This window comes from Streptosporangium sp. NPDC050284 (assembly GCF_044459525.1).
In the GTDB taxonomy this organism is placed as follows: domain Bacteria; phylum Actinomycetota; class Actinomycetes; order Streptosporangiales; family Streptosporangiaceae; genus Streptosporangium.
Map to the genome: position 1 here is coordinate 420,045 of NZ_JBITIZ010000005.1, position 26,543 is coordinate 446,587.

At 69.3% G+C, this 26,543-nt stretch carries 21 protein-coding genes; 15 read left to right on the forward strand and 6 right to left on the reverse strand.

Annotated features, from left to right (window positions below; genetic code table 11):
- The first annotated feature begins 28 nt into the window (after positions 1-28).
- The 6 genes from ACIBH4_RS15240 (at position 29) to cobA (ending at position 6,909) form a co-directional block, all read left to right on the forward strand.
- A complete protein-coding gene (locus ACIBH4_RS15240; protein ID WP_362766268.1) occupies positions 29-1,435 on the forward strand; it encodes a lactate utilization protein B in 1,407 nt (468 codons plus the stop codon).
- Positions 1,432-2,196 carry an LUD domain-containing protein gene (locus tag ACIBH4_RS15245; RefSeq protein WP_362766270.1) on the forward strand — a complete coding sequence of 255 codons (765 nt, stop codon included), beginning with the start codon at positions 1,432-1,434 and terminating at the stop codon, positions 2,194-2,196. The genes ACIBH4_RS15240 and ACIBH4_RS15245 overlap by 4 nt, the downstream gene beginning before the upstream one ends.
- 231 nt (positions 2,197-2,427) lie before the next feature.
- Entirely contained in the window at positions 2,428-2,970 is a 543-nt protein-coding gene (locus tag ACIBH4_RS15250) for a GNAT family protein (protein ID WP_362766273.1), read from the forward strand.
- A gap of 407 nt (positions 2,971-3,377) precedes the next feature.
- On the forward strand, positions 3,378-4,289 hold the full coding sequence (locus tag ACIBH4_RS15255) for a sirohydrochlorin chelatase (RefSeq protein ID WP_362514762.1): 912 nt from the start codon (positions 3,378-3,380) through the stop codon (positions 4,287-4,289).
- Between the two features lie 75 nt (positions 4,290-4,364).
- Positions 4,365-5,447, forward strand: coding sequence for a nicotinate-nucleotide--dimethylbenzimidazole phosphoribosyltransferase (gene cobT / locus ACIBH4_RS15260; protein WP_362514765.1), 1,083 nt, complete (start codon positions 4,365-4,367; stop codon positions 5,445-5,447).
- 229 nt (positions 5,448-5,676) lie between these two features.
- Positions 5,677-6,909, forward strand: coding sequence for a uroporphyrinogen-III C-methyltransferase (gene cobA / locus ACIBH4_RS15265; RefSeq protein WP_362514768.1), 1,233 nt, complete (start codon positions 5,677-5,679; stop codon positions 6,907-6,909).
- Positions 6,910-6,931: 22 nt separating this feature from the next.
- Here cobA and ACIBH4_RS15270 read toward each other — a convergent pair whose 3' ends face one another.
- Positions 6,932-7,354, reverse strand: coding sequence for a hypothetical protein (locus ACIBH4_RS15270; RefSeq protein ID WP_362514771.1), 423 nt, complete (start codon positions 7,352-7,354; stop codon positions 6,932-6,934).
- Positions 7,355-8,138: 784 nt separating this feature from the next.
- Here ACIBH4_RS15270 and ACIBH4_RS15275 point away from each other — a divergent pair.
- From ACIBH4_RS15275 to ACIBH4_RS15285, 3 genes are all read left to right on the forward strand, one after another.
- Positions 8,139-10,586: a dynamin family protein gene (locus ACIBH4_RS15275; RefSeq protein ID WP_362766276.1), complete on the forward strand. Its 2,448-nt coding sequence runs from the start codon at positions 8,139-8,141 to the stop codon at positions 10,584-10,586.
- Positions 10,583-12,220 (forward strand): GTP-binding protein, encoded by a 1,638-nt coding sequence (locus ACIBH4_RS15280; RefSeq protein WP_362766279.1) that lies wholly within the window; start codon positions 10,583-10,585, stop codon positions 12,218-12,220. The genes ACIBH4_RS15275 and ACIBH4_RS15280 overlap by 4 nt, the downstream gene beginning before the upstream one ends.
- A 276-nt stretch (positions 12,221-12,496) precedes the next feature.
- The gene (locus ACIBH4_RS15285) at positions 12,497-13,393 is read left to right on the forward strand and encodes a single-stranded DNA-binding protein (RefSeq protein ID WP_362514779.1); all 897 of its coding nucleotides are present in this window, start codon (positions 12,497-12,499) and stop codon (positions 13,391-13,393) included.
- A 244-nt stretch (positions 13,394-13,637) separates the two neighbouring features.
- On the opposite strand, the gene ACIBH4_RS15290 is transcribed toward ACIBH4_RS15285, so the two are convergent.
- Complete coding sequence (locus ACIBH4_RS15290; RefSeq protein ID WP_362766282.1) at positions 13,638-14,165, reverse strand: ATP-binding protein; 528 nt, start codon at positions 14,163-14,165, stop codon at positions 13,638-13,640.
- Positions 14,166-14,486: 321 nt separating this feature from the next.
- On the opposite strand from ACIBH4_RS15290, the gene ACIBH4_RS15295 reads away from it, so the two are divergent.
- The 4 genes from ACIBH4_RS15295 to ACIBH4_RS15310 all read left to right on the forward strand — a co-directional run bounded on the left by ACIBH4_RS15295 (position 14,487) and on the right by ACIBH4_RS15310 (position 20,134).
- Positions 14,487-15,830: a hypothetical protein gene (locus ACIBH4_RS15295; RefSeq protein ID WP_362766285.1), complete on the forward strand. Its 1,344-nt coding sequence runs from the start codon at positions 14,487-14,489 to the stop codon at positions 15,828-15,830.
- Between the two features lie 674 nt (positions 15,831-16,504).
- Positions 16,505-17,803: a GGDEF domain-containing protein gene (locus ACIBH4_RS15300; RefSeq protein ID WP_362766288.1), complete on the forward strand. Its 1,299-nt coding sequence runs from the start codon at positions 16,505-16,507 to the stop codon at positions 17,801-17,803.
- A gap of 57 nt (positions 17,804-17,860) precedes the next feature.
- On the forward strand, positions 17,861-19,525 hold the full coding sequence (gene ettA / locus ACIBH4_RS15305; RefSeq protein WP_362514790.1) for an energy-dependent translational throttle protein EttA: 1,665 nt from the start codon (positions 17,861-17,863) through the stop codon (positions 19,523-19,525).
- A 168-nt stretch (positions 19,526-19,693) separates the two neighbouring features.
- Positions 19,694-20,134: a thioesterase family protein gene (locus ACIBH4_RS15310; RefSeq protein ID WP_362514793.1), complete on the forward strand. Its 441-nt coding sequence runs from the start codon at positions 19,694-19,696 to the stop codon at positions 20,132-20,134.
- A 41-nt stretch (positions 20,135-20,175) separates the two neighbouring features.
- Here the strand turns inward: ACIBH4_RS15310 and ACIBH4_RS15315 are convergent, their stop codons facing one another.
- From ACIBH4_RS15315 to ACIBH4_RS15330, 4 genes are all read right to left on the reverse strand, one after another.
- The gene (locus ACIBH4_RS15315) at positions 20,176-21,717 is read right to left on the reverse strand and encodes a glycoside hydrolase family 13 protein (RefSeq protein ID WP_399172196.1); all 1,542 of its coding nucleotides are present in this window, start codon (positions 21,715-21,717) and stop codon (positions 20,176-20,178) included.
- Positions 21,718-21,772: 55 nt separating this feature from the next.
- Positions 21,773-22,171, reverse strand: coding sequence for a globin (locus tag ACIBH4_RS15320; protein WP_362514796.1), 399 nt, complete (start codon positions 22,169-22,171; stop codon positions 21,773-21,775).
- A gap of 20 nt (positions 22,172-22,191) precedes the next feature.
- Positions 22,192-23,067 carry a mechanosensitive ion channel domain-containing protein gene (locus ACIBH4_RS15325; protein ID WP_362514993.1) on the reverse strand — a complete coding sequence of 292 codons (876 nt, stop codon included), beginning with the start codon at positions 23,065-23,067 and terminating at the stop codon, positions 22,192-22,194.
- Positions 23,068-23,710: 643 nt separating this feature from the next.
- Positions 23,711-23,995, reverse strand: a complete 285-nt coding sequence (locus ACIBH4_RS15330) for a hypothetical protein (RefSeq protein ID WP_362514799.1) — start codon at positions 23,993-23,995, stop codon at positions 23,711-23,713.
- Between the two features lie 343 nt (positions 23,996-24,338).
- On the opposite strand from ACIBH4_RS15330, the gene ACIBH4_RS15335 reads away from it, so the two are divergent.
- Positions 24,339-25,910, forward strand: a complete 1,572-nt coding sequence (locus tag ACIBH4_RS15335) for an XRE family transcriptional regulator (protein WP_362514802.1) — start codon at positions 24,339-24,341, stop codon at positions 25,908-25,910.
- Positions 25,907-26,401 carry a GNAT family N-acetyltransferase gene (locus ACIBH4_RS15340; protein WP_362514805.1) on the forward strand — a complete coding sequence of 165 codons (495 nt, stop codon included), beginning with the start codon at positions 25,907-25,909 and terminating at the stop codon, positions 26,399-26,401. Before ACIBH4_RS15335 ends, ACIBH4_RS15340 begins: the two co-directional genes overlap by 4 nt.
- Positions 26,402-26,543: the final 142 nt, after the last annotated feature.

A 26,543-nucleotide genomic window follows, 5' to 3' on the forward strand; every position in this document is an offset into this window, starting at 1 on the left:
AGAGGACTCACGTGAGGGAGGCCCACCGGTGAGCGGCACGTTCCTGGGCATGCCCGCCTTCCCGGCGAACGCCGCGGTCGCCGTGCGGGACTCGCAGCTCAGATACAACCTCCGCAGGGCCACCCGCACGATCCGCGGCAAGCGGGCCCTCGTGGTCGACGAGCTGCCCGACTGGGCCGAGCTCCGCCGGGCGGGCAAGGAGATCAAGGACCACACCCTGCGCAACCTGGAGCACTACCTGCTCCGCATGGAGGAGGCCGTCACCGCCGCGGGCGGCCACGTCCACTGGGCGGCCGACGCCGAGGAGGCGAACAGGATCGTCACCGACCTGGTCAAGGCCACCGGCGAGACCACCGTGGTCAAGGTCAAGTCGATGGCCACCCAGGAGATCGGCCTCAACGAGGCACTCCTGGCAGAAGGCATCACCGCCTACGAGACCGACCTGGCCGAGTTGATCGTCCAGCTCGGTGACGACTGGCCCTCGCACATCCTGGTCCCGGCGATCCACCGCAACCGTTCGGAGATCCGCGAGATCTTCCAGGAGAAGATGGCCGACTGGGGCCGCGCGGCGCCCGAGAACCTGACCGACGAGCCCCGCGCTCTCGCCGAGGCCGCCAGGCTCCACCTGCGCGAACGTTTCCTGTCGACCAGGGTCGCCGTCTCCGGCGCCAACTTCATGATCGCCGAGACCGGCACGCTGGTGGTGCTGGAGTCCGAGGGCAACGGGCGGATGTGTCTCACCCTGCCCGAGACGCTGATCAGCGTGGTCGGCATCGAGAAACTGCTGCCGAGCTGGCAGGACCTGGAGGTCTTCCTCCAGCTGCTGCCCAGGAGCTCCACCGGCGAGCGGATGAACCCCTACACCTCCACCTGGACGGGCGCGACCGAGGGCCAGGAGTTCCACCTGGTGCTGCTCGACAACGGCCGCACGAACGTGCTCGCCGACGAGGTGGGCCGCCAGGCGTTGCGTTGCATCCGCTGCTCCGCCTGCCTCAACGTCTGCCCGGTCTACGAGCGCGCCGGAGGCCACGCGTACGGATCGGTCTATCCGGGACCGATCGGTGCGATCCTCACCCCGCAGTTGCGCGGGACCGCCTCGGAGCTGGACGCGTCGCTGCCGTACGCCTCGACTCTCTGCGGCGCCTGCTTCGACGCCTGTCCGGTCGCGATCGACATCCCCGAGGTCCTGGTCCACCTGCGCGGCAAGGTCCGCCACGCGCGCGCCGAGCGCCTGGGCATGCGCGCCGCCGGGTGGGTGTTCGACCGCCCCACGCGGCTGGCACGCGCCCAGCGGTTCGGCGGACGCCTGCGCAGGTTCGTCCCCGGCCGCCTGCCAGGGCCGCTCTCCGCCTGGACCGACACCCGCGACATTCCCGACATCCCCGCCGAGTCCTTCCGCGACTGGTGGAACCGTACCGACGGAGGTGCCCGATGACCGCCGGAGCAGCATCCCCCGCGCCCGGTCCCGGGCGCCCGTCCGGTGCCTCCTCGGGTGCGGGCGACCTCCCCCACAAGAGCGGTTCCTCGGCTGCGGGTGGTCTTTCCGGTACGGGCGGCTCCTCGGGTACGGACGACCTCTCCGGTACGGGGGCCAAGGAGCGGATCCTGGCGAGGATCCGCTCCGCCGTGGCCGGAGCTCCCGACGTCGAGATCACCCGCGCCTACCGCACGTCACCGGGGCCGGCGGCCCCGGAGGGCGCGGTGGAGCTGTTCGCCGAGCGTGTGGCCGACTACCGGGCCGTCGTCCACGTGGTGGACGAGGCGGAGGTCGCCGCGACGATCGCGGCGGCGCTGGCCCGGCGGGGCGCCGCCCGGCTGGTCGTCCCTGAGGGACTGCCGCCGGAGTGGGCGCCGGACGATCCGGTCACCGACGACCCTCCGCTGAGCGCGGTGGAACTGGACGGGGTGGACGGGGTCGTCACCGGATGCGCGGTCGCGATCGCGGTGACCGGCACCATCGTGCTGGACGCCGGACCCGGCCAGGGGCGGCGGGCACTCACCCTGGTCCCCGACTACCACCTGTGCGTGGTGCGGGCCGGGCAGATCGTGGCAGGAGTCCCAGAGGCCGTCGGCAGGCTCGACCCCACCAGGCCGCTGACCTGGATCAGCGGCCCCTCCGCGACCAGCGACATCGAGCTGAACCGGGTGGAGGGCGTGCACGGCCCACGCACGCTGGAGGTCGTCATCGTCCGCTGAGCCGTCACACCTCCAGCCGGTTCGGCGGGGACGATCCTCGCCGACGGAGGTCGTCGTCCGCTGAGCCGCACCCCGAGCCGGCCCGGTCTGGATGATCACCACCGACTCGTCGTCCGTTGAGCCGTTCCCTTCGGATGCCGATCCGGCCCGTCCGGGCAGGATCGGGATCTTGCGCGGGCGGGTCCCGCCGAGGTGAGGTTGGGACCACACATCCCCCGGCAAGGAGGGCGCGTGACCGCCTTCGTACCCGATCCGCCGATCCTGACCGGCCGGCTCGTGATCCGGCCCTTCCGCCCGGGTGACGCCCCTCGCGTCCGCTCGGTGATCAGGGCGCGTGACAGGTTCCTGCCGCCAGGCGCCCCCGGGCACCCGTCGGGCATCTCCCAGTGGCTCTCCCACGGCGTGCACGAGTTGCACCGCTCCGGCCAGGGCGTGCACCTGGCGATGGAGGCCGACGGGCTGATCGTGGGCGCGATCAGCCTCTTCAGGACCCTCTGGGGTGCGGGGACCACCGAGGTCGGGTACGGGGTGCATCCGCTGCACCGGGACCGGGGTTACGCCACCGAGGCCCTGCTCGGTGTGGCGCGCTGGGTGTTCGAGACCACGGAGATGCGCAGGATCGAGCTTCGCGCCGCCCTGGACAACACGGCCTCCCTGCGGGTCGCGGAGAAGGCCGGTTTCGTCAGGGAGGGCGTACTTCGCGCCGCCGACCTGGGGGAGGACGGCCCGCGCGACATCGTGGTGTTGGGAATGCTCAGAAGCGATCTGTCCTGATCCACGCGGGATTCTCGTGTCGCGGGCGGCGCGATGGACGTCATGCCTGGTCGGGAGGGGGGAACGGGCGGGGAGGGTACGCGGGATGTGGAACGGCGGCGTGGCCGTGCCGGACGTCTCCCGCGAGCCTGGTTGACGCGCCAGGGCGTGTGATCCACATGGGCCGACCCGCTGGGGAGCGTCGCCCGCCGCGGTCGATCCGATCTTCGTCATCCGCGGGATCAACGGGAAGAAAAGATAGAATTTACCGATCCGTTACCTGTTCATGCGGTGCCGAAATCGGATATGGTCGCGATTCGCTACTGCGTAGTCCCAGGTCAAGGTCATTGGAGTCCTGTTCCATGATATTTAGCGAGGGGACTGCCGGATTTACCCGGCAGGTGAATTGCTTCCCTGCTATGGTTCCGATGTCTGAAGCGGTCAGGGCTTGGCCGTCGCCTACCTCCGTCGAGGGAAGCGAGAAGCCGCTCCCCTCAGGGGGCGGAGGAGTCACGAAACCGCCGCTGCTGCTCATCGGGCAGGGCTCGCACGACGACAATGGATCCGCTGAATTCGGCAGGTTCATCCATCGGCTCCGCTGCCGCCTGGATCAGACGGCAGTGGACGTCTCCGGTGGTTACATCGCCAGGGCCAGACCGCGCCTCAGCGACTCCGTCGCCTCGCTGGTCGCTCGCGGGCACCACCGGATGGTGGCCCAGCCGATGAGCCTCGCCGGAGACGTGTGGCTCGGCGCGGACATCCCTTCGGCGATGGCCCGCGAGCAGGAGAGGCACCCCATGCTGACCTGCGACTACGGCCGTCCCCTCGGCTCGGACCCGCGCATCCTCGCGCTGCTCGCCGAGCGTCTGGCCGACGCGGCGGCCGAGGTCGCCAGCCTCCGGCTCGTCCCGGCCGCCGCCGGGGTGTTCGACGACGAGCCCGAGCACATCGAGATCGGTGAGACCGCCGTGGTCCTGGTCGGCGACGGCTCCACCAGTCCCGAGACGAACGCCGACGTGCACCGGGTCTCCCGCCTCTTCTGGGAGACCCACGCCCACGAGTACATGACCGTGGAGACGGCCTTCGTCTCCCTCACCCCGCCCGGCGTACCCGGCGGCATCGAGCGCTGCCGCCGCCTCGGCGCCAAGCGCGTGATCGTCGTCCCCTACCTGCTGTTCGCCGGTGGCCTGCTCGACCGCGTCTGGGCACAGGCGATGGCCTACGCGGCCGGACACCCGAATCTGGACGTCCGCTGCGCCGACGTCATCGGCGACTGCGAGGGCCTGGCCGACGTGGTCATCGAGCGTTACGAGGAGGCGCTCAGCGGCATCGCCTGGTGATCCGTCGATCCCCGGCAGCTTGGTATGACTTTTCGGTATTTTCCCGAAAATCCGTATTCAAGGGAGAATGATCATATGACCACCCTTGAGGAGACCATCGCGGCGATCCGTCCCGCGGACCCGGCGGCCGTCGCCGAAGCCCGCGCCCACCAGGACCGCCTGACCAAGCCCCGTGGCGCGCTGGGCGCCCTGGAGGACGTGGCGGTACGACTGGCGGGAGCCGCGGCGGTGAGCCCTCCGCCCCTCCCCGCCCCCGCGGCTCTGGCGATCTTCGCGGCCGACCACGGCGTCCACGCCAGGGGCGTGAGCCCGTGGCCGAGGGAGGTCACCCTGCAGATGGTCGGCAACTTCCTCGCGGGCGGCGCCGTGGCCAACGCCTTCGCCGTCCAGGCCGGCGTCTCGGTGACGGTCGTCGACGTCGGTGTGGCCGCCGACCTCGACCCCGCGCCCGGCCTGACGATCAGCAAGGTCGCGTACGGCACCGCGGACCTGTCCGCCGGACCCGCGATGACCCCGGAGCAGGCGGTCGCGGCACTGGAGGCCGGCATCGCCGTGGCCCGCGACCTCGTCGAGGGAGGCGCCCGCTGCCTGATCACCGGCGACATGGGCATCGCCAACACCACCGCCTCGGCCGCACTGATCTGCGCGTTCACCGGGCACGACGCGGCCGTGGTGACCGGCAGGGGCACCGGTGTCGACGACGAGACCCTCGCGCGCAAGGTCGAGGTGGTCCGCGAGGCCCTGCGGGCGAACGGCCTGGAGCTCGAACGGGACAGTGCCTCGGAGATGTCCGCGCTGCGGACGCTGGCCGCGGTCGGCGGCCTGGAGCACGCCGCGATCGCCGGATTCGTCCTCGCCGGGGCGGCTCTTCGCGTACCGGTCATCCTGGACGGTGTCATCGCCGGGGCGGCGGCGCTGGCGGCGGCGGCCCTCGCCCCCGACGTCGTCGACCACTGTGTGGCGGGGCACCGTTCGGCCGAACCCGGCCACGCCGTCGCCCTGGATCACCTCGGCCTGCGGCCCCTGGTCGAGCTGGAACTCCGGCTCGGCGAGGGTACGGGTGGCCTGCTCGCCCACCCCATCGTCTGTGCGGCCGTCAGGGTGATGCACGAGGTCGCGACCTTCGATTCCGCCGGTGTGACGGACAAGGAAACCTGATCCAACCGTCACGGTCGCGGCTTGTCCGCAGATCAGCCGCGGGAATCCTCCGGCTTCGGTCGCGGGGAGGAAGTCAAGTACGGAAGTCTTGGGGCGGCAGGTTGACAGCGGTCAGCCCTGTCTTGACAGCTGTTAACACGGGCGCAGTGAAGCGGGCGCCATTAGCCGGTAGGTTTACCTCCTAGCACGCCATGCTTCGCAATTCCTCGTGAATGGGAGATCGGTCGCCATGTCGCCGTACCTGCTTGGCTTGCGCCTCTCCGGGCGGCGAGTGCTCGTCGTGGGCGGAGGGCGCGTCGCCCAGCGGCGGGTGCCGGCGCTGCTCGACGCGGGCGCCCTGGTCACCGTCGTCTCGACGAGCGTCACGCACGCCCTCGACGACCTCATCGCCACGGGTCGCGTGACCTGGGAGGCGAGGCGCTACCAGGTCGGCGACGTCGACGGGGCCTGGCTGGTGCAGGCCTGCACGAACGACCGCGCGGTGAACGCCGCGGTGGCCGCGGAGGCGGAGGCCAAGCGCATCTGGTGCGTACGCGCCGACGACAAGGACGCCTCGGCGGCCTGGACCCCGGCCAGCGGCAAGGTGGACGAGATCAGCGTGGCGATCACCGCCGGAGGCGACCCCCGCCGCGCCGCCGGGATCAGGGACGCCGTCGTCGGAGCCCTCAGGGACGGCACGGTCGACGCCAGGCGCAACCGTACCAAGCCGGTCGGCGTCGCCCTGGTCGGCGGAGGGCCCGGCGACCCCGGCCTGATCACGGTCCGCGGGCGGCAGCTGCTGGCCCAGGCCGACGTGGTCGTCGCCGACCGCCTCGCCCCGCAACCTCTGCTCGACGAGCTCTCGCCGGACGTCGAGCTGATCGACGCCGCCAAGATCCCCTATGGTCGTTACATGGCCCAGGAGCGGATCAACGAACTGCTGATCGAGCACGCCAAACAGGGCAAGTTCGTGGTCAGGCTCAAGGGCGGCGACCCGTTCGTCTTCGGTCGCGGCGGCGAGGAGATGCTCGCCTGCGCCCGCGAGGGCATCCCGGTCACCGTGGTTCCCGGCATCACCAGCCCGATCGCGGTGCCCGCCGCGGCGAACGTCCCCGTGACCCATCGCGGCGTGAGCCAGGAATTTCACGTGATTTCCGTACATGTTCCGCCGGGTGATGAGAGATCCACCGTCGACTGGCCTAATCTGGCAAGATCCGGCGGAACACTGGTGCTTATGATGGCGGTCGAACGAATCGGCGCGATAACCGAAGCGCTGATTCGTGATGGCCGTTCGCCGGAAACTCCCGTAATGGTGGTACAGGACGGTACCCTTCCCACCCAACGCGCTCTTTACGCCACGCTGTCCACCGTGGCGGAGCGTGTGAGCGCGGCTGGGATTCGACCACCTGCGATCGTGATCGTCGGCGATGTCGTGAAGGTCGGCCAGGAGGTCGAGATGGTTCGAGCGGAGCGAGTACCGTGAAATCGGCGTCCAACAGGCCCCCTCAACCGGGTGGTGGCCGTGACCCTCGCCTCGCCGGCACCCCCCAGGAGCCGCCTGACGACACCTCGTCGGACGACAAGGAATCCCCCGGCGAGCAGACGGTGACCTTCGGCGCCATCCGTGCCGACGACGACGCGGCCTCCATCCGCGCCCGCACCCGACCTCCGGGTGCCCAGCCACCGGGGACAGCCGTTCCCAGGGCGGCCACCGGCCCCGCCGTGCCCCGGGGCCGGACACCGGGTCCCGCGACCCAGGCCGGAGGGGGCGGCTCCACCGCGCCCTCGGGCAGGACGGCGGGTCCGGCGGGAGGCGGTCCCGCGACCTCCGCCGAGGCGAGCGACCCCGCGGCCCCGCCCGCCTCCAAGGAGACGATGGAGGCCTTCCACGCCGCGGCCGCCGCCGCACAGGCCAAGATCGAAGCCATCACCGCCTCCCGTGCCCGCGAAGCGGCCGCCAAGCCCGCCTCCCCGGGCACCCAGGGCAACCGCCCGGCGAATCCCTCCCGAGGCGGCCCCGCCACGGCCCCCGGTCAGGGCGGTCCCGCTTCCCCCGGTGTCCCTCGCGGAGGCACTCCCTCCGCGCCCGGCGCGACTCCTGGTCAGGGGGTTCGTCCTTCCGCGGGTGTCCCCCGTGGAGGTGCTCCCGCCTCGCCCGGCGCGGCCCCCGGGACGCCCGCTCCCCGTGGCTTCCCCGCCTCACCGGGTGTTCCTGCTTCTCCGGGCGCTCCCCGTGGGGGCACACCCCCGACTGCTCCCCGTGGGGGCACGCCCGCGGCTCCTCAGGGTACCCCCCGAGGGCGGGGCGCCCCCGGTGGCACTCCGGGCGTCTCCCGCGGGGGTGCCGCAGCCGGCTCTCCCGGCGCCGCCTTCCGCCCGGGTGCACCCGTTCCTCCGAGCGCTCCGGGCGGTGCCGACGCCGCTCCCGGTGCGGCCTTCCGCCCGGGTGCTCCGGTGCCTCCGAGCGCGCCTGCTGGTGCGGACGTCGCCCCCGATGCGGCCTTCCGTCCCGGTGCTCCTGTCCCTCCATCCGCACCCGCTGGTGCGGATGCCGCTCCCGGTGCGCTTTTCCGTCCGGGTGCACCCGTTCCTCCGAACGTCCCTCGCACCGGTGGCCCCGCCAGGCCCTCGTCCGGTGCTCCCGCACCTCAGACCTCCGGGGCTCCAGCCTCCCCGGCCGAACCCGGCGCGATCTTCCGTCCGGGTGCTCCGGTGCCTCCGAGCGCGCCTGCCGGTGCGGATGCCGCTCCCGGTGCGCTTTTCCGTCCGGGTGCACCCGTTCCTCCGACGAACGTCCCTCGTACCGCCGACCCCGCCACCTCCCCGTCCGGAACCGGCGCCGAGGCCTCCGTCTCCGAGGAAGTCCCGGACCCCGCGCCGGAGACGGGATCTTCTGCCTCCGGCACCGCTGTAGAGGAAGCCCCCTCCCGGTCCGAGGGCGACGCCCCCGACAGCGAGTCCGGCACCGGAGGCGCTCCGTCCCTCCGCGCGAGCCGGGCGGAGGAGAAGCAGGAACGGTCCGACAAGGACGCGGAGCCGGACGAGGTCGTTCTCGGCACGATCTCGCAGGAACGTCGGAACGACTCCGAGGACGACGCGGAGAGCGACGGCAGCACACCGGACACCGGCCACGCCGAGGACGACGAGGCCAAGAGCGGCGAGGTTCGGAGCGACGCCACGGTCGCCACCGCCGACACCGGCATCGCCGACGAAACCGCGAGTGACGCCGAGCCCTCCGCGGCCGCCGACGAGACGCCAGGCGAGAACGAGGACGGGGGCGACGACGCGGCCGGTGACGATGTCCGGGACGAGGCCGGAACCGTCGACGGCGACGAGGAGAGCAAGAACGAGGAGGCCCAGGGCGAGGAAACCCAGGGCGAGAACGACGAACGCCGAAGTGAGGACGACGAACGCCGAAGTGAGGACGAGGAAAGCCGGAGCGAGGGCGAGGATGGAGCGCCGGATGGGATGCGGGAGACCCCGCTTCCCGAGGCCGTCTCCGAGGCGCTGAGCAACGCGCTCACCGCCGTACGCACCGGCGTCACCGACCTCACCTTCGGCCTGGACCTCCCCGGCGCGGAGGAGGCGAGGCGGGTCCAGAGCGAGATCCTCGCCCAGCTCGACGACTACGTGATCCCGCGCGTCCACACGAGCACCGCGCCCGCGCTCGTCGTGGTGGCGGGTTCCACCGGCGCGGGCAAGTCCACGCTTCTCAACACCCTGGCCAACGCCAAGATCAGCGCGACCGGAGTACGTCGCCCGACGACCGGCACGCCCATTCTGGCCTGCCACCCCGACGACCATGAGTGGTTCGCCGAGAGCGACCTGCTCGGCAGCCTGCGGCGGCTCGGCGAGCCCGACCCCGAGGCCGCCTCGGGGAGCCTCGTGCTCGTCTCCACCGAGCATCTCCCCTCCGGTGTCGCCCTGCTCGACACCCCCGACATCGACTCGGTCGTCGAGGAGCACCACGAGATCGCCCACCGCATGCTCGACGCGGCCGATCTGTGGATCTTCGTCACCACCGCCGCCCGGTACGCCGACGCCCCGGCCTGGCGGCTGCTGCGCCTGGCCAAGGAGCGTGGAGCCCGGCTGGCCATCGTGCTCTCCCGGGTGCCGCCCAGGTCCCGAGAAGTGATCACCAAGCACTTCGTCAGGATGCTCACCGAGTACGGCCTCGGCGAGGTCGAGCGGTTCGTCATCAACGAGAGCAGGGTCACCGACGGGATGCTCCCCGACACCGAGGTGAGCGAGCTGCGTCAGTGGCTCACGGATCTCTCGGTCGACGACCGGCGCCGCGCGCAGGCCGTACGGGCGACCCTGGACGGGGTGCTGAACAGCTTCCGCACCCGTGTCCCCGCCCTGGCCAAGCACCTGGAGATCCAGGTCGCCTTCCGGAGGGACCTTCGCGGCGACGTGGACGGCGCCTACGCCCGCGCGATGGCCGACATCGACAAGAGCACCGAGGACGGTTCGCTGCTCAGGGGTGAGGTGCTCGCCCGCTGGCAGGACTTCGCCGGGTCCGGCGACCTCATGCGTACTCTCCACCTGCGCAGGCCGAGCCGCTTCGGCGGCAAGGCGAACCAGCAGGCGCCCGAGCGGATCAGCGCGCTGAAGTCCGCGCTGCGGGCGGGGCTGGAGTCGGTGGTCGTCTCGGCGGCGCAGCGGGCCTCGGAGGAGGCCGCCTCGCGCTGGCTGAACCGCCCCGGCGCGCAGGAGGCCCTGGCCGCGACCCCCGATCTCGGCCGCCCGTCCGACGACTTCGCGCGCAGGACCGGCCGGGCCGTCGCGGCCTGGCAGGAGCACATCGTCGAGCTGATACGCACCGAGGGGGTGACCAAACGGGCGGTGGCGAGGGTGATCTCGTTCGACGACGAGTCCCTCTCGCTGATCCTGACCATCGGGCTGCTCGGTTTCGGTTCCTCGGACGAGCGGAACGGCGCCGGGGCCCTGCCGCAACGGCTGGTGCACGCGCTGCTCGGCGCGGAGTCGCTGCGCAACCTCGGCGTGAAGGCCCGGAGCGATCTCCGAGCCCGGATCGGCATGCTCTTCGACGACGAGATGGCGCGTTACGCCCAGGCTCTCGACGGTGCGGGCATACCTGACGAATCCGCCGCCACCCGCCTTTACCAGGCAACGTACAACCTTGAGGTCGCCCGATGAGTGTTGGCACCACCCAGTCAGGCCAGGGTCTCGGCAGCCGGCTCGCCGCGCTGGCTCGGATCGTGGAGCTGGGGCCGGGCAAGGTCGAGCCCAAGCTCCTCACCGAGTCGGGTCAGCTGCTGCTGCGCGCCGGTGACAGGCTGAAGCTCTCCTCCGAGCACACCGTGGTCGCGCTCGCGGGAGGTACGGGCAGCGGCAAGTCGACGCTCTTCAACTCGGTCTCCGGCCTGGAACTGTCGCCGACAGGGGTGCGCCGCCCGACCACGGCCCGCACGCACGCCTGCGTCTGGGGCCTGGACGGGGCGGGTCCGCTGCTCGACTGGCTGCAGATCCAGTGGCGGCACCGCTTCGCGAGGGCCAGCGCCCTGGACAAGGACGAGGGCCAGCTTCACGGGCTGATCCTGCTCGACCTGCCCGACCACGACTCCATCCGGGCGCTGACCGACACCGAGGCCGACCGGCTCATCCAGATCGCCGACCTCGTCGTCTGGGTGCTCGACCCGCAGAAGTACGCCGACGCCTCCACACACCGGCGCTACGTGACCGATCTGGCCGGGCACGAGGCCGTGACGATCTTCGTACTCAACCAGGCCGACAAGCTCGACCAGGAGGAACTCGCCGAGTGCGTCGAGGACCTGGACGGCATGCTCCGCCGTGAGGGGGTCGAGAACCCCGTGATCGTCACCACCTCGGCGATCATGGGCAGAGGCGTCGACGAGCTCAAGGCCGTCCTCGCCGAGACCGTCTCCAAGCGCAGGGCCGCGACCCAGCGGCTGGAGGCCGACCTCGACCGGCTGACGCTCCGCCTCGCGAAGGTCATGCCCGCCGACGGTGCCTCCCCACCCTCCTCCATCGACGACGCCCGCAGGATCGGTCTCACCGACGCGCTCTGCGACGCGGTCGGCGTCCCCGCGGTCGGCGAGGCGATGGAGAACGTGTACGCCGCGCGGTCCGGTGAGTGGGTCGGCTGGCCCTACACCCGCTGGGCCGCCAAGCTTCGCCCCGACCCGCTGAAAAGCCTGCGCCTGGGCAAACTGCGAGACGAGATCCATGGCCTGACCGGCGGTTCGGTCAGCGCGCAGCCCGCCGAGGTGGACACCGCCGTCCAGGCGCTCACCGACGGCCTGACCTCGGGCATGCACGAGGCGTGGCAGAACGGGATCAGGGACGCCGCGCGCTCCCGCTCCGCGCAGCTGCCCGAGGTGCTCTCCGAGGAACTGTCGGAGGTCGCGCCGAGACTGGACAGGGTTCCCGGCTGGTGGCGACTGCTTCTGGCCTGGCAGTACTTCCTGGTCCTGCTCTTCGTCGTGGGCCTGGCCTGGGTCGGTACGGCCCTCGCCTACGGCGTTTTCGGTCTGGGAACCCCGCCACAAGGGCTGGAGATGTTCGCCGACGCGGCCTCACTGCCGTGGGTCGGATTGATGATCTTCTCTGTCCTGGGGCTCGGTGTGCTCACCGCGACGGCGAGCCGCAACTTCGTCGTGCTCGGCGCGGGCAACGAGCGTGACGCGCTGGAGCGCGAGATGCGCCGCAGGGTCGCCGGGATCGCCGAGAACATGGTGATCGAGCCGGTGGAGCGGGAGCTGGCCCGTTATAGCGAGTTCAACTCGGCGATGCGGGGCCTGCGGGACTGACCCCTCCCCGCCGGGTTGTTCACGGCCTTCTCACGCGTGTCGTGAAGCTGTTTTCAGCGGGGGCGAAGTCGACAGACCTGGTTGTCCACAGCTTTCCCACGCATGTCGTGAACCTGCTTTCAGCGGGGATGAGGTCGGCGGGTCCGGTTGTCCACAGCCTCCTCGCGCACCCCGGGCTTTTCCACAGAGCGTGATTCGGTAATCCGTGCGAGGGGCGGACGGAGCGATCGTGTCCTTCATGCCGCCGGCGCTCGGCCGGCTCTCATGGGAGGCACGATGAACGACATCTACGTCACGCTGACCGGTAACGTCGCGGCTCCGCCGCGCCAGCACACCTTCCCCGACGGCTCCCGGGTGACCTCACTCAAGATCGCCTCGACGAGTCGTTACTACGACCGGGAGAACCAGCAGTGGCGCAACGGCGAGACGACCTACTTCGGCGTCCGCTGCTTTCGCGGGCTCGCCGACAACGTCGCCCAGTCGGTCCAGATGGGCCAGCCGGTCGTGGTCCAGGGGAGGCTGCGGATCCGCGAGTTCGCCCATGAGGGAGAGCGCCGGTTCATGCCCGAGGTGGAGGCGAACTCGCTCGGTCACGACCTGCGCTGGGGGCTCGGGAGCTTTTCCAAGCCGCAGCGCGGCGGGCCGGTCGCGGCTTTGGGCAGCGCGGAGCGGATCGAGCTTGACCGCGAGACCTCCGACTGGGCCATGAGCGGCGGCGCCCCCGTCGCGGCCGGGGCCCTCGGCGCCACGTCTCCGCTGAAGACCGGCTCCGACGCCGAGCCCTCCACGCCGCGCGAGGTGGAGATCACGCCGGACGGTGAGGCGACCGAGGCCGGCGCGATCTCCGCTGGCTCCACCGCTCACCCGGAGACCACCGGCCCCCAGGACACCACTCATGTCTGGGAGGCCGTCGAGGCCCCGCCGCGCCCGGCGGACCACGAGCTCACCGGGCAGGGCCACGGTCCCGCCAGGGAGGAAACGGCGGAGGGACAGGCCGTGACCGGGAGGACGAAGGCGGCGAGAAGCACGACGACGAGGCGGCGAGGCACGACGGGGGCGCGAGGCCCGAGCGTGGGGGAGGCGCCCGTCGGGAGCGGGCCGGGCACGATGAGGATCCACCCGGATACGAGCGACGAGACGCCCTGGCCGACCCGGGCACCCATCGCGGCCTGAGCCGCTTCAGGCGGAGAGGTCTGGGCTGCGGACCTTCCAGTCGACCGGGAACTCAAGGCCGGAGCGCGGACTGGAAGAGGTACAGGGTGGGGAGGCCGGCGTCACGGACGGGGATGGGATCGGGTCCGTGGACGCCGGCCTCCGGGTGCGGTCCACGCCCGGTGTGGGGGAGTGGTGGGCGTGGGCCGGCTCCGGGGCCAGGGGGATCGGGGGACGATCCTGGCTGCCCGGAGGTTGGGGGAGTTCAGGGGTGGTGTCGTCGGGGGGTGAGGTCGAGCTGGCATTGCTCGGTCGGGAGGTCGAACCAGACGGCGGTGCCGAGTTGGCCGGTGCCGCACAGCCGGGTCCATTGGGTGCCGCAGTGGCCGTGGGTGAGTTCGGTGACGATGCGCAGACCTCGGCCGCCGGGTTCGAGGTCGTCGAGGTGTTCGGGGACGGCCGGTGGGCGGCGTAGGAGGTGGTCGATGAGGGTGGTTCCTGCTCCGGCGTCGACGACCTCGGCGCGGACGGGCAGGTTGTGGTCGTGCAGGAGGCGTAGTTCGTAGGGGGCGGGGGCGTAACGGGTGGCGTTGGTGACGAGTTCGGAGACGACGATCTCCAGGTCGTCGAGCACGTCGGGGTCCGGGAGCTGTTTGGCCAGCTGGTCGCGGAACAGCTCCCGGGCACGGCGGGCGGCGTTGCCGAGAGGCAGGCACCAGGCGGTCATCCGGAAGCGGTTGTGGAGTCTGCCGTGCCCGTCGGGGTCCGGGACGGGCACGTGCTCGATGAGCATCGTCGCTCCTAACGGGTGGGAAATGGAGACGTTTCGCCGGCGGACGGAAACCGGTTTTGGGAAAGTCGCCTATGGCGGGATGGGGCGCTGTTCATTAGGGCTTTCGTGAAATTCCTGCCCTAATTATCCGTTGTGATGAGACGATTTCGGAGCGTAGTGTTGCGGGGGCGGAACGAACCGAACGGCCTCAAGAAAACCTGCTCGCACCCCTCTCGAACAGGGAGATCTCGTCGTCCGGGGTTGTCCCCTCTTCAGGGAAGCCTCTCGTGGCCTGTCCGGGTGGATTAATCAGATTTACAGTCGGAGAAAGGGGAGTGGCGAATGTCCGGACCAGTCTCTATGCAGCCCGGAGAGGTCTTCGTCCATCCGTTGAGTTATGTCCGCGCCGAGCGCGGCTGGACCTACCAGGACCTGGTGACCGTCATCGCCCGACGCGTCGGGAACATGGCGCGAAGGAGGGAGAAGGCGTGGCGCTGGGAGCACTGGGGGGTCGTGCCCGACCGGGATACCCAACTCGCTCTCGCCGCCGAGCTCGGTGTCTCCCCGGAGACTGTCCACGCCCGGCCCTGGCCCGGCTGGCTGCCGGTCGGCGACCCCATCCGAGTCGACTTCTCCTGGGACCAGACGGGCAGTCGGCTCGCTCTCAACCACGCATTGGAGAAGGCGATGATGGACCGGCGAGGTTTCGTGCGGCTGACCGGGATGAGCCTGACCGCGTTCGCGACCGACTGGCTCAACGTCGAACCGGCCCGGCTCACCTCTGTGCTGGGCGGGGGCCAGATCGGTGAGGAGTTCGTTGAGCAGATCGAGGCGAGCCTGCCTCGCCTGTACACCCTGCAGGGCAGCCACGGCGGGCAGTACGTTCGCAAACTGCTCGATGCCGAGCTCGGCATGGTCACCGGGGTGCTGGAGAAGTCCTCCTACAGCGAGGCCATCGCCCGGCGTCTTCACACACTGGCCGCAGAACTCGGGCAGATAGCAGGGTTCGCCTCATTCGACACGGGCCTGCATTCCGCGGCTCAGCGATACTGGGTCGCCGCAGTCCATTCCGCGCACGCGGCCGGTGACCGCGCTTTGGGGGCGGACATCCTCAAGTCGATGGCGCTGCAATGCAAGGACGTAGGGGACTTTCCCGGTTCCTTGACCCTTGCCCGTGCCGCCTACGGAAGCGCCGGAGAGGTCACGCCGCGCACCGCCAGCGTGCTGGCCGTGCGTCTGGCCGGTGCTCACGCGAGTGTCGGTGACAAGGCCGAGGCTCATCGCTTCCTGGGCATCGCCGACACCCAGTTCGGGCGTGGCGCTCGCGCGGACGACCCCCGATGGGTCCGGTGGTTCGACGAGGGGGCCTTCCACAGCCATGTCGGCGCCTGTCACCTCGATCTGGACGACCTGCGACGCGCGGACCTCCACCTGGAAAAGGCCAGGAACGGGTACGCCCCGACCCGGCGCAGAGACTATGCCACCTACCTGATCAGGCGTGCCCGCGTCCAGAACGACCTCGGCAACGCCGACCAGGCCGGTGACCTGCTGCACCAGGCGGTTCCGCTGATCGAGCAGGCCCCCTCCAAGCGCAACGTCGGCAAGTTGCTCGCCGTTCGCGATCGCCTACCCGACGACACCCGCAGGAGCGACCTCGACCAGAGGCTGTCCACCCTGACCGGGTGACCGTGCCCGAACCTCGACGCGTCGCCGGAGCCGGTCTCCGCGGCCCTGGCGGAGTCATCGCCGTGGAACCGGCCGAACGTGCTCTCGGAGATGACTCTCTTGACGGCTCTTCGATGTTGAGAGGGAGGTGCCCTCTTGGCGTCCTCCCCCTACCTGGTTCGTTTTCGATCCCACGACCTGTGCCCGGGTGTCGGATGACGATGCCGGACGTCGAACGGCCGTGATCGGGCCACGAGGCCCTGAAAAGGCAGGGGAGAGGAAGCGCTGGAGGATTCGACGAGGGGAGAGGGGAGATCCAGGGGGTTCGAGTGAGCAGGGTGTCTGGTGGGGGGGGGCAGCAGGCTCGCATGGAACACGGCGAGAGCCTGGGTGCGGGCGAGGTGAGGGGGCACCGGCCGGGCGCGGTCGGGGTCTCGCCGTGACTGCGCGGTGACGCCGAGATAACCGGCCGATGGTCTTGCCCGTGTCAGATGCCGAGACACCTGTTAGGTCCAGGTCACGCCCCGCAGCATGGCTTGCTCCTTTCCCACCACGGCCCGCTCGCGAGCGAGCGGTTTCCAAGTCGTGAGCCGGCCGGTGGGCTGACTCACTCCGCCAAAGGTAGCGGTTGCCATCGCGCGTCGCACACTCCGCAACTATTGTGTTACACATCGTTAGTCGGAGAGGGGGACGACATGGTGGCTCCCAGTCACTCACCGGTCAAACCACGCGACGGCATGACACCTTTGGTCGATCGATGGCCCCTGCTGGGGCAGCGTCGTCCGCTGGTCGGCTACCTGTGCGGGATAGTAGCGCTGGATCTCGTCGCGATCGTGTTCTTCTCGATTTCCGGTGTTTTCCGCTGGTCCGATGTGCTGACGTTCGCGGCGTTGATGATGTGCGGAGCCGTGTGCATCGAGGCGACCCGGAGGCTCGGCATGCCCGCGGGCGTCTACCGTGATCTGCTGTCCGCCTGGTGGTTACCCGCAGCTCTGCTCCTCCCGCCGATCTACGCACTCCTGGCGCCCATCCCGCTCCAGTTCCTGCTGCAGAAGCGGGTGCGTGCGACGGTGGTCTACCGGCGGGTCGTCAGCTCGGCGGCGATCGGACTGGCCGGATGCGCGGCCTCGCTGCTCTTCCACGCCGTGGTCGGCGACCTGGGGGCGCTGACCAGGGGGGAAGGATGGCCGATCCTCGTCGCCATCGGCTGCGCGATCTTATTCACAGTGATCAACACCGCGCTGATCGCCATCGCCGCGCACACCGCCGACCCCGAAAGCCGCTGGCGGGAGGTCCTGTGGAACCGGGAGAACCTGCTCCTCGACTTCGTCGAGCTCTGTCTCGGCGTCCTCGTCTCCATCACCTGCGGGCTCAACCTGGCCCTGCTGGTCCTCGCGCTGCCCCCGGTCGTGCTGCTCCAGCGCAGCCTGCTCCACGCCCAGCTCCAGGCGGCGGCCCGCACCGATCTCAAGACCGGTCTGCTGAACGCCGCGGCCTGGCAGCGGGAGGCCGACACCGAGATCGTCAGGGCGCGGCGCACCGGGGAGACGCTCGCGTTGCTGATCGTCGACATCGACCACTTCAAGAAGGTGAACGACACCTACGGTCACCTGATCGGAGATCAGGTCCTCGTCGGGGTGGCCGACACCATCCGCAGCCAGCTGCGCGACTACGACGTGGTGGGCCGCTTCGGCGGTGAGGAGTTCGTCGTCCTGCTGCCCAGGGCCGATGTGACCGAGGCGCGCAGGGTCGCGGAGCGACTGCGCTCACGGGTGGGGCGGATGGCCGTCCCGGCCGACGACAACATGATCACTGTGACCATCTCGGTCGGTGTCGCGATCATGAGTGTGCACGGGGACGACCTGATCGAGCTGCTCGCGGCGGCCGACCTCGCTCTTTACCGGGCCAAGGAGCTCGGCCGCGACCAGATCTGCCTGTCGGCCACCATTGTGCCCCCGGCCCGCAGGCCCGGATCCGAGGCCGCTCCCGGCTGAACCGCGCCCTATCCGGGGCCGCCCATAGCTGAACTCCCCAGGCCCTAAACTAAGGGCATGCCGGAGTACATCTACACGCTGCAGCGCGTGCGCAAGGCGCACGGTGACAAGGTCGTCCTCGACGACGTGACGCTGTCGTTCCTGCCGGGCGCCAAGATCGGTGTCCTGGGCCCCAACGGCACCGGGAAGTCGACGCTGCTGAAGATGATGGCGGGCCTGGAGCAGCCGTCCAACGGCGACGCCCGGCTCATGCCCGGCTTCACCGTCGGCATGCTTCAGCAGGAGCCCCCCCTCAACGAATCCAAGACCGTCCTCGGCAACGTCGAAGAGGGTGTCGCCGAGACCAAGGCGATGCTCGACCGCTTCAACGAGATCGCCGAGCTGATGGCCACCGACTACAGCGACGAGCTGCTCAACGAGATGGGCAAGCTTCAGGACGCCCTCGATCACCGCAACGGCTGGGATCTCGACAGCCAGCTGGAGCAGGCGATGGACGCCCTTCGCTGTCCTCCGCCGGACGCCGAGGTCACCCAGCTCTCCGGTGGAGAGCGCCGCAGGGTCGCCCTGTGCAAGCTGCTTCTGGAGCAGCCCGACCTGCTGCTGCTCGACGAGCCCACCAACCACCTCGACGCCGAGAGTGTCCAGTGGCTCGAATCCCACCTGGAGAAATACCCGGGCACCGTCCTGGCCGTCACCCACGACCGCTACTTCCTGGACAACGTGGCCACCTGGATCCTGGAGCTCGACCGGGGCCGCTGCCACCCCTACGAGGGCAACTACTCCACCTACCTGGAGGCGAAGGCGGCGCGGCTCAAGCTTGAGGGCCAAAAAGACGCCAAGCGCAAGAAGCGCCTGGAGGAGGAGCTGGAGTGGGTCCGCTCCAACGCCAGGGCCCGCCAGACCAAGAGCCGGGCGCGTCTGCAGCGCTACGAGGAGATGGCCGCCGAGGCCGACAAGCACCGCAAGCTCGACTTCGAAGAGATCCAGATCCCGCCGGGCCCGCGCCTGGGGACCACGGTGATCCGGGCCGAGAAGCTCACCAAGGGCTTCGAGGAGCGGGTCCTGATGGAGAGCCTCTCCTTCGACCTCCCGCGTAACGGCATCGTCGGCATCATCGGCCCGAACGGTGTGGGAAAGACCACCCTGTTCCGGATGATCACCGGCAGCGAGACGCCCGACAGCGGCGAGATCGTCATCGGCGACACGGTCAAGATCTCCTACGCCGACCAGAGCAGAGGAGGGATCGACCCTTCCAAGAACGTCTGGGAGGTCGTCTCCGACGGGCTCGACTACATCAAGGTCGGTCAGGTCGAGATGCCGTCCCGCGCCTACATCGCGGCGTTCGGGTTCAAGGGTCCTGACCAGCAGAAGAAGTCGGGCATCCTGTCCGGCGGAGAGCGCAACCGGCTCAACCTGGCGCTCACCCTCAAGCAGGGCGGCAACGTGCTGCTGCTCGACGAGCCCACCAACGACCTCGACACCGAGACGCTCTCCAGCCTGGAGAACGCGTTGCTGGAATTCCCCGGCTGCGCGGTCATCACCTCGCACGACCGGTGGTTCCTGGACCGCATCGCGACCCACATCCTCGCCTGGGAAGAGGGCTCGAACTGGTTCTGGTTCGAGGGCAACTACGCCGACTACGAGAAGAACAAGGTCGAGCGCCTGGGTGCCGACGCGGCCAGGCCGCACCGGGTCACCTACCGCAAGCTCACCCGCGACTGATCCCCTGATCCCCCTTTCCGGAGACCGGCCCGGAGATCGGCCGGGTCTTCGGGCAGGGGTGTCGCATCTGGCGCGGGACTGTCCGCGACGGGTGCGGTGTCGTCGCGCCGACGGGCTTCCGACGTACCGCCGTACGGCGGCGCGTCGGGGCCCGCTACGGTTTTGGGTGTGTTTGGACAGAGCATCGTGGACGGCGTCGGCCGTGGCCACCGGCATGTGTTCCCCAGGGCCGTGAGGTTCGCCGACATCGACTCACTGGGACACGTCAACAACGTGCGGTTTCTCGACTACCTGGAGGACGCGCGGCTCGCGCTGTTCCATGTCGATCCTCGGCGTGAGGGCAACGAGCCCTTCCAGGGGCTCGTGATCGCCAGACACGAGATCGACTATGTGCGGCCCCTCACCTTCCGACCCGATCCGGTCCGGGTGGAGTCATGGGTGACGGAGATCCGGCCGGTGCGGTTCACCCTCGTGTACGAGATCCGCGACGACGAGGAGATCTTCGTCAGGGCTCGCTCGGTGATCGTGGCCTACGACGTGGAGAAGGCCTCCCCTCGACGGCTGAACCAGGACGAGCTCGCCTACCTGGACAGGTTCGTCACGGGCTGAGGGCGCCTGCCACCAGATATACGCCGGTGGCAGGCGGTCTGTCAGGCCTCAGGAATGTGCAGCCACGCCGCGGTGTCCGGCAGGAGAAGGTGACCTTCCACCGGGGCGCTGCCGATCAGGACACGGTCGTGCGGCGGCAGTCGCACCGGCTCGGAACCGCAGTTGATGACGCAGGTGAGCGGACCCCGGCTGAAGATGAGGGCGTCCTCGGGGGCGTCCAGCCAGATGATCTCGTCCGGCAGCGTGCCGCGGAGCTCGCGGCGGGCGCGCAGAGCCTCCTGGTAGAAGCCGAGCGTCGAGCCCGGGTCGTTCGACTGGCGCTCGGCGGAGAGCGCGGCCCACTCGACCGGCTGTGGCAGCCAGGGCCGTGTTCCCTCGGGCGAGAAGCCGTAGGGCTCGGCCGCACCGGACCAGGGGATGGGGACCCGGCAGCCGTCGCGGCCGGCCAGCTCTCCCTTGGAGCGGGCGAAGATCGGGTCCTGGCGGGCCTCCGGGGGAAGATCCTTCACCTCGGGGAGGCCGAGTTCCTCCCCCTGGTAGAGGTATGCCGACCCCGGCAGGGCGAGCATCGCGAGCAGGGCCGCGCGGGCACGGGCGAGACCCGTCGTGGAGTTGGTGAGGCCGTCGCCGTACCGGGTCACGTGGCGGATCACGTCGTGGTTTGAAAGGACCCAGGTGGGGGCGGTTACGGCGGCGAGCGTGTCATCGATGATCTTCTTGAACGCGGGCCCTGACCAGGGCGCTTCCAACCAGGCGAAGTTGAAGCTCTGGTGCAGCTCGTCGGGGCGGACGTACAGGGCGAGATCCTCGGCGGAGTCGGTCCAGACCTCGCCGATCGCCATCCGCTCGCCCTCGTAGGAGTCGAGCACCTTGCGCCAGTCGCGGTAGACCTCGTGCACCTCGGGCCGCCCCCAGATCGGCGACTCGGCCTTGAACGCCTGGTCCTCCGGCGGGGTGTCCGGCAGCCCTTCGGCCTTGTAGAGGCCCATCGCGACGTCGATCCTGAACCCGTCCACCCCGCGGTCGAGCCAGAACCGCAGCACGTCGAGAAACTCGGAGTGGACCTCGGGATTGCGCCAGTTGAAGTCGGGCTGTTCGGGGGCGAAGAGGTGGAGATACCACTGCCCGTCGGGAGTCTTGCTCCAGGCGGGGCCGCTGAAGGTCGACTGCCAGTTGTTGGGAGGGGACTCCCCGCCGTCCTGGAAGATGTAGCGGTCGCGCCCCTCGCCTCGCAGGGCGGCCTGGAACCACTCGTGGGCGGAGGAGCTGTGGTTCGGGACGATGTCGACGATCACCCGCAGCCCGAGCCGGTGCGCCTCGGCGACGAGTTCGTCGAAGTCGGAGAGCGTGCCGAAGAGCGGGTCGACGTCGCGGTAGTCGGCCACGTCGTAACCGCCGTCGGCCATGGGGGAGCGGTAGAAGGGGGTCAACCAGATCGCGTCCACGCCGAGCTCGGCAAGATACGGCAGGCGCTGCCGGATGCCGGGCAGATCGCCGACGCCGTCTCCGGAGGCGTCGGCGAAGCTGCGAACGTAGATCTCGTAGACGACGGCATCACGCCACCAGGGGGTTTCCATGAGCATGGGTTGCCCCAGGCCGGTGGGGTTTATGCGTGGCAGACCCCGGCCTTACCGTGGTTTATGCGTCGGGGGTGTTTACCATGCTGTGCGCCGCGTACACGAGATAGTCCCAGAGGCGTTTCTCCAGCTCGTCGGGGAGCTGCAGGGAGGTCACCGCGTCGTGCATGTGGCGGAGCCAGGCGTCGCGCTCGGCCGAGCGGATGACGAACGGGTTGTGCCGCATCCGCAGCCGGGGGTGGCCCCGCTGCATGCCGTAGGTGTTGGGACCGCCCCAATATTGGATGAGGAAGAGCCTGAGCCGCTCCTCGGCGCCTTCGAGGTCTTCCTCGGGATACAGCGGCAGGAGGATCGGGTCGGTGACCACTCCCTGGTAGAAGCGGTGCACCAGACGCCTGAAGGCCTCCTCGCCGCCAACGGCGTCGTAGAAGGACTGGGATTCCTCGGGGGTAGCGGACACGTCATCCAGCCTAATTGACGTCAGGAGGCGATCGTGATGCCGGCGCGGTCGAGGGCGAACTTGATCCGCAGGCGGAGCTCGCGGGCGACCTCGCCCTGCCGGGAGGGGAGGGTCTTGGCGCTGACCCGGAAGATGACCGCGGTGTCGGAGATCTGCTCGATGCCCCAGACCTGGGGCTCCTCGACGATGACGCTGTCGCGGAAGGCGGGCTCGTTCCACATCTCGTCGGCGACCTCCTTGAGGAGGTCGCGGACCACGGGGATCTCCGAGGCGTACGCCACGGGCACGTCGACCGTGGCGCGTGCCCAGCCCTGGGACTCGTTGCCGACGCGGGTGATCGTGCCGTTGCGGATGTACCAGACGCGGCCGTCGCTGTCGCGCAGGCGGGTGATGCGCAGGGTGACCGCCTCCACGGTGCCGATCGCGGTGCCCGTGTCGATCACGTCACCCACGCCGTACTGGTCCTCCAGGAGCATGAACATGCCGGCGATGAAGTCCTTGACGAGCTCCTGGGCGCCGAAGCCGATCGCGACGCCCAGAATGCCGACGCTGGTCAGCAGGGGGGCGATGGGGATGGAGAGGCGTTCGAGGATGGTGAGCGCGGCGGTGCCCAGGATGATGATCGAGGCGACGTGCCTGAGCACCGAGCCGATGGTCTCGGCCCGCTGCCTGCGCCGTTCGGCCACGATCGCGTCGAGGCCCTCGGGGGCGACCGTCTCCCTGCCGCGCAGCCGTCCCGCCAGGGAGGTGCGCTCGGCGGACGCCCGGCGCACGATCCGGCCGATCAACCGGTGCGACAGGTTGCGCAGGATGAGCGCGATGGCCACGACCAGTGTGATGGCGATCAGCCACGCGATCACGGGGGCCACCCAGTCGACGGACGTGGGGATGAGCATCTTCACGAAGTCGCAGATTACTCCCCCACCGTCTCCGCACCCTTTTGTCAGGCCCGCACTCGCGTCGAGGAGGTCCTCGACGACGGCTTCCGCCCCGGATGTCGGGGTGACGCTGGGAGTGGGGGTGACACTGGGGATGGGAGTAGGGATGGGTGTGGGGGAGAGCAGGAACACGGAGTGGATCCCTTTCGGATCGGATCGACAGGCTGACTGGGTGAGTCATGGGACCCACCCATCTTGCCGATCAAACCGGCCTCCGTCACATCACGCCGGGGAAGACGGGGACATCCTGGTCTGGAGCCGCGGAGGCGGACCCGGATGCCCCTGGTGACGGGGTGACCCGGCACGGGGCACGCACCCGGAAGCGTGTCCCGTGCCGTTCCCGAAAGGGATCCCTCCTACTCACCGCCCGGACGAGAGACCGGACGGCAGCCTGTGCTTTGCAGCGGTTCGTGGGCTTCGGCTCGCGGGGAGCCTCAGCGCTTTTCGTGGAACGGCGGCCCGCGGGTGCGGGCCTGACGATTCGGAGCCGGCGGGGTGCCCAGCGTCCGAAGACGCTCCGCACCGGATCACCCCGCCGGCTCCGTCGGGCCGCGGTAGGCGCGGCACACCGGGCGAATGAGCGCCCGTTGTGCCGCTCACCTCACTCTCCTACCGCGGCTAGCACGCGTGCGACCTTGGTCGCGGCACCGGCGGGGTCCTCCACCGTGTGCATTCGTTCGCCCCAGGACCACCAGTAGTACCAGTCCCGATGGCTGGGGGTGGCCTGCGCCCTGCAGGTGACGTTCTCCGCCAGGCTGGTCGCCTTCGGATTGATCACACGCACGAACGCACGGCCCGAGTGGGTCCGCACCACGCGGGCGTGCAGCCCGCGACAGTCAAGCTCCGTTACCAGCCGCTCAAGGTGCTGGAAATCGTCTTCACCCACCTCGTCCCTCCTCGTGCTCTCGGATTGCCGGCACCGAATCGTGTTCGTCCGATCACGCTTCCGATGCTGCCCGCCAAAGATGACTCACAGCGGCCCTACGGGTCAATTCAGGGAAAACCCAGTTCAGGGTGGGCGATGTGCCAAGTGGGTTGAAAGAAACAGTCCTTCGGAGGACGATTCTTAGCCAGCGGCTTTATTGGCGTGTTCCGGATGAGTCAAACGTGGTCCATCATTCTCGGTAGGCGCAGTGCGACCGAAAGATCACACTGCGTCAAGGGAGATGGGGATCCGGTCGGGAGCCAGTGTGCCAGCCAGCCCAGCTGGTCACGAGAGAGGGGCCGGTATGTCCGGCAGGCAGCACAGGGAGACAGAGTTAGCGAGGCAGGTTCGGGCCCGTGGCCTGGCAGCCGGGAAGTCCTCGGCGCAGATAGCCGAGGAAATATATGAAAAGTGTAGTTCGCAATTCGGGACCACTCGGATAAAAGGTCACCGCCTCGCGCATGGTGTCGCTCTCGCGGACGTCATCGAACAGATACGGGCGCTGTTCGAACGCGACGGCAAGGCGCCCCCCGGCATCGGGGAGACGCTCCTTTCCGCGTACGAGAGCGGGCTGAAGCGGCCCGGCCCCGAATACCTGCACTACCTGTGCTCCGCCTACCGGGTCGAGCCCGCCTCCCTCGGGTACGACGGCCCGTGCATCTGTGGCCACGGCCACAAGATGCCCGGTGCCGTTCGAGGTGATCTCCAGGATGGAAGACCCGACATTTCCCCTGGTCCGCGTGAGCTGCTGATCCAGCCGATCGGCGCCGACCCTCCCGCGGACGGGGGTGAGGAGGACGAGAACGTGCTACGGAGGACGCTCTTACAGCTCCTGGCCGGCGGCGGCATCGCGCTGGACGGGCAGGTGCTCGGATCGGTGGAAAGCATGCGCAGGCGGATGGACGACACGCTGGTTTCGGCCACCGTCTCACCCGCGATGCTCGATCAGTGGGAGGAATCCACCATCGGCTTCGGCCGCCAGTACATGAACACCCCCCCGCTCAGGCTGCTGTGCGACGTGATGCTCGAATTCGCCGCGGTGCGCAAGGCCATGGAGCGGCACCAACCGGTCGACCTGCAAGAACGGCTGTGCCGCATGGCGGCGAAACTCGCCGGTCTGAGCGGCATGATCATGATCAATCTCGGCGACCACAGGCTCGCGCGGTCCTTCTTCAGGACCGGCAGGACCGCGGCGGACGAGACCGGCGACCGGGCGCTGAGGGCGTGGGTCACGGCGAGGGAGGCTCTGGTCCCCCTCTACTACGGCGACCCGCGTGAGGCTCTCAACCTCGCCAGGAAGAGCAGGGACCTGGCCGGGCAGACGCCCTGTGCGGCCCAGGTCATGGCCCCGGTGGTCGAGGCCCGCGCGCTGGCGATGATGTCGGGCTCGGGCAAGAAGGACGTGGTCGACCAGGCGAAGCGGGCGCTGTCGAGGGCGAGGGCCGCCTTCTCCCAGATGTCCGCCACGGACCAGGACGACTCGACCTTCGGCTACACCGAGCGCCAGCTCTACTTCCACCAGGGAGACGCGCTCGTCAAGCTCGGGCAGGCGATGGAGGCCGATCTCATCCTGGAGCAGGCGCTCACCAAGTACGGCCCGACCGACTGGCTCGACCCGACCTTCATCAAGTTCGACCGGGCCCAGTGCAAGATCCTTGAGGGTGATGTGGACGAGGCGCTGGAGATCGCCCACCGTACGGTCCTGGGCCTTGACGAGAGTTGCCGGCCCGACATCCTCATGCAGCGCGCCCACGAGGTGGGCAAGCAGGTCGAGGTGAAGGTCCCCGGCCATCCCAAGCTCAAGACCTACATGGAGTCGCTGCGCAGCCGCGGCACGTCGACGGAGGATCCGGTGACCGACAGGAGTGGCACTTGAAGCCGAGGCTTCGGCGTTATCGCTGGTCCGACCTGGAGTCCGTATGGGCGCTTCACCAGATCTGCCTCGCGCAGGTCGGTCTCGCGCCGGGGGACGGCGTCTACTACGAGGACGACTTCCCGAGGATCCACGAGATCTATCTCGCCGACCGGGGTGAGTTCCTCGTGGGCGAGACGCCCGAGGGGCGCGTCATCACGATGGGCGGTCTGCGCCGTGTCGACGACCAGACCGCCGAGATGTGCCGCATGCGGGTCCATCCGGAGTTCCAGCGTCGCGGATTCGGTGCCCAGATGGTGCTCGCGCTGGAGATGCGGGCCACCGAACTCGGTTATGTACGTCTTCGCGGTGACACCACCATGAATCAGCTCGCGGCGATGGAGCTCTATCGTAAGTTCGGCTGGCACGAGGTCCGCCGGGAAGAACGAGGGGGGTGTGTGGTGATTTACGGAGAAAAAGACCTAATAGCCGCTATGTCCTCTTTAACTAAGTGATCTATATTTATGGATATCTTTCGGTTTGGTATTGCCTATTTCGGAAATATCCGAATAATTATTTTCATACCTACCGCCATTCCCTGGTGAGTGCGATGAAAAAGATCATTGTCAACAAAGTCGGCGTGTCGAGACTGGGTGG

Bases quoted from the DNA above. Each gene is read 5' to 3' on its own strand.
- ACIBH4_RS15325 (WP_362514993.1), bottom strand. From the start codon at position 23,067: ATGCTCATCCCCACGTCCGTCGACTGGGTGGCCCCCGTGATCGCGTGG.
- ACIBH4_RS15280 (WP_362766279.1), top strand. From the start codon at position 10,583: ATGAGTGTTGGCACCACCCAGTCAGGCCAGGGTCTCGGCAGCCGGCTC.
- ACIBH4_RS15285 (WP_362514779.1), top strand. From the start codon at position 12,497: ATGAACGACATCTACGTCACGCTGACCGGTAACGTCGCGGCTCCGCCG.
- cobA (WP_362514768.1), top strand. From the start codon at position 5,677: ATGTCGCCGTACCTGCTTGGCTTGCGCCTCTCCGGGCGGCGAGTGCTC.
- ACIBH4_RS15295 (WP_362766285.1), top strand. From the start codon at position 14,487: ATGTCCGGACCAGTCTCTATGCAGCCCGGAGAGGTCTTCGTCCATCCG.
- ACIBH4_RS15270 (WP_362514771.1), bottom strand. From the start codon at position 7,354: ATGGCTTCGATCTTGGCCTGTGCGGCGGCGGCCGCGGCGTGGAAGGCC.
- ACIBH4_RS15290 (WP_362766282.1), bottom strand. From the start codon at position 14,165: ATGCTCATCGAGCACGTGCCCGTCCCGGACCCCGACGGGCACGGCAGA.
- ACIBH4_RS15245 (WP_362766270.1), top strand. From the start codon at position 1,432: ATGACCGCCGGAGCAGCATCCCCCGCGCCCGGTCCCGGGCGCCCGTCC.
- cobT (WP_362514765.1), top strand. From the start codon at position 4,365: ATGACCACCCTTGAGGAGACCATCGCGGCGATCCGTCCCGCGGACCCG.
- ettA (WP_362514790.1), top strand. From the start codon at position 17,861: ATGCCGGAGTACATCTACACGCTGCAGCGCGTGCGCAAGGCGCACGGT.
- ACIBH4_RS15335 (WP_362514802.1), top strand. From the start codon at position 24,339: ATGTCCGGCAGGCAGCACAGGGAGACAGAGTTAGCGAGGCAGGTTCGG.
- ACIBH4_RS15300 (WP_362766288.1), top strand. From the start codon at position 16,505: ATGGTGGCTCCCAGTCACTCACCGGTCAAACCACGCGACGGCATGACA.
- ACIBH4_RS15255 (WP_362514762.1), top strand. From the start codon at position 3,378: ATGTCTGAAGCGGTCAGGGCTTGGCCGTCGCCTACCTCCGTCGAGGGA.
- ACIBH4_RS15315 (WP_399172196.1), bottom strand. From the start codon at position 21,717: ATGCTCATGGAAACCCCCTGGTGGCGTGATGCCGTCGTCTACGAGATC.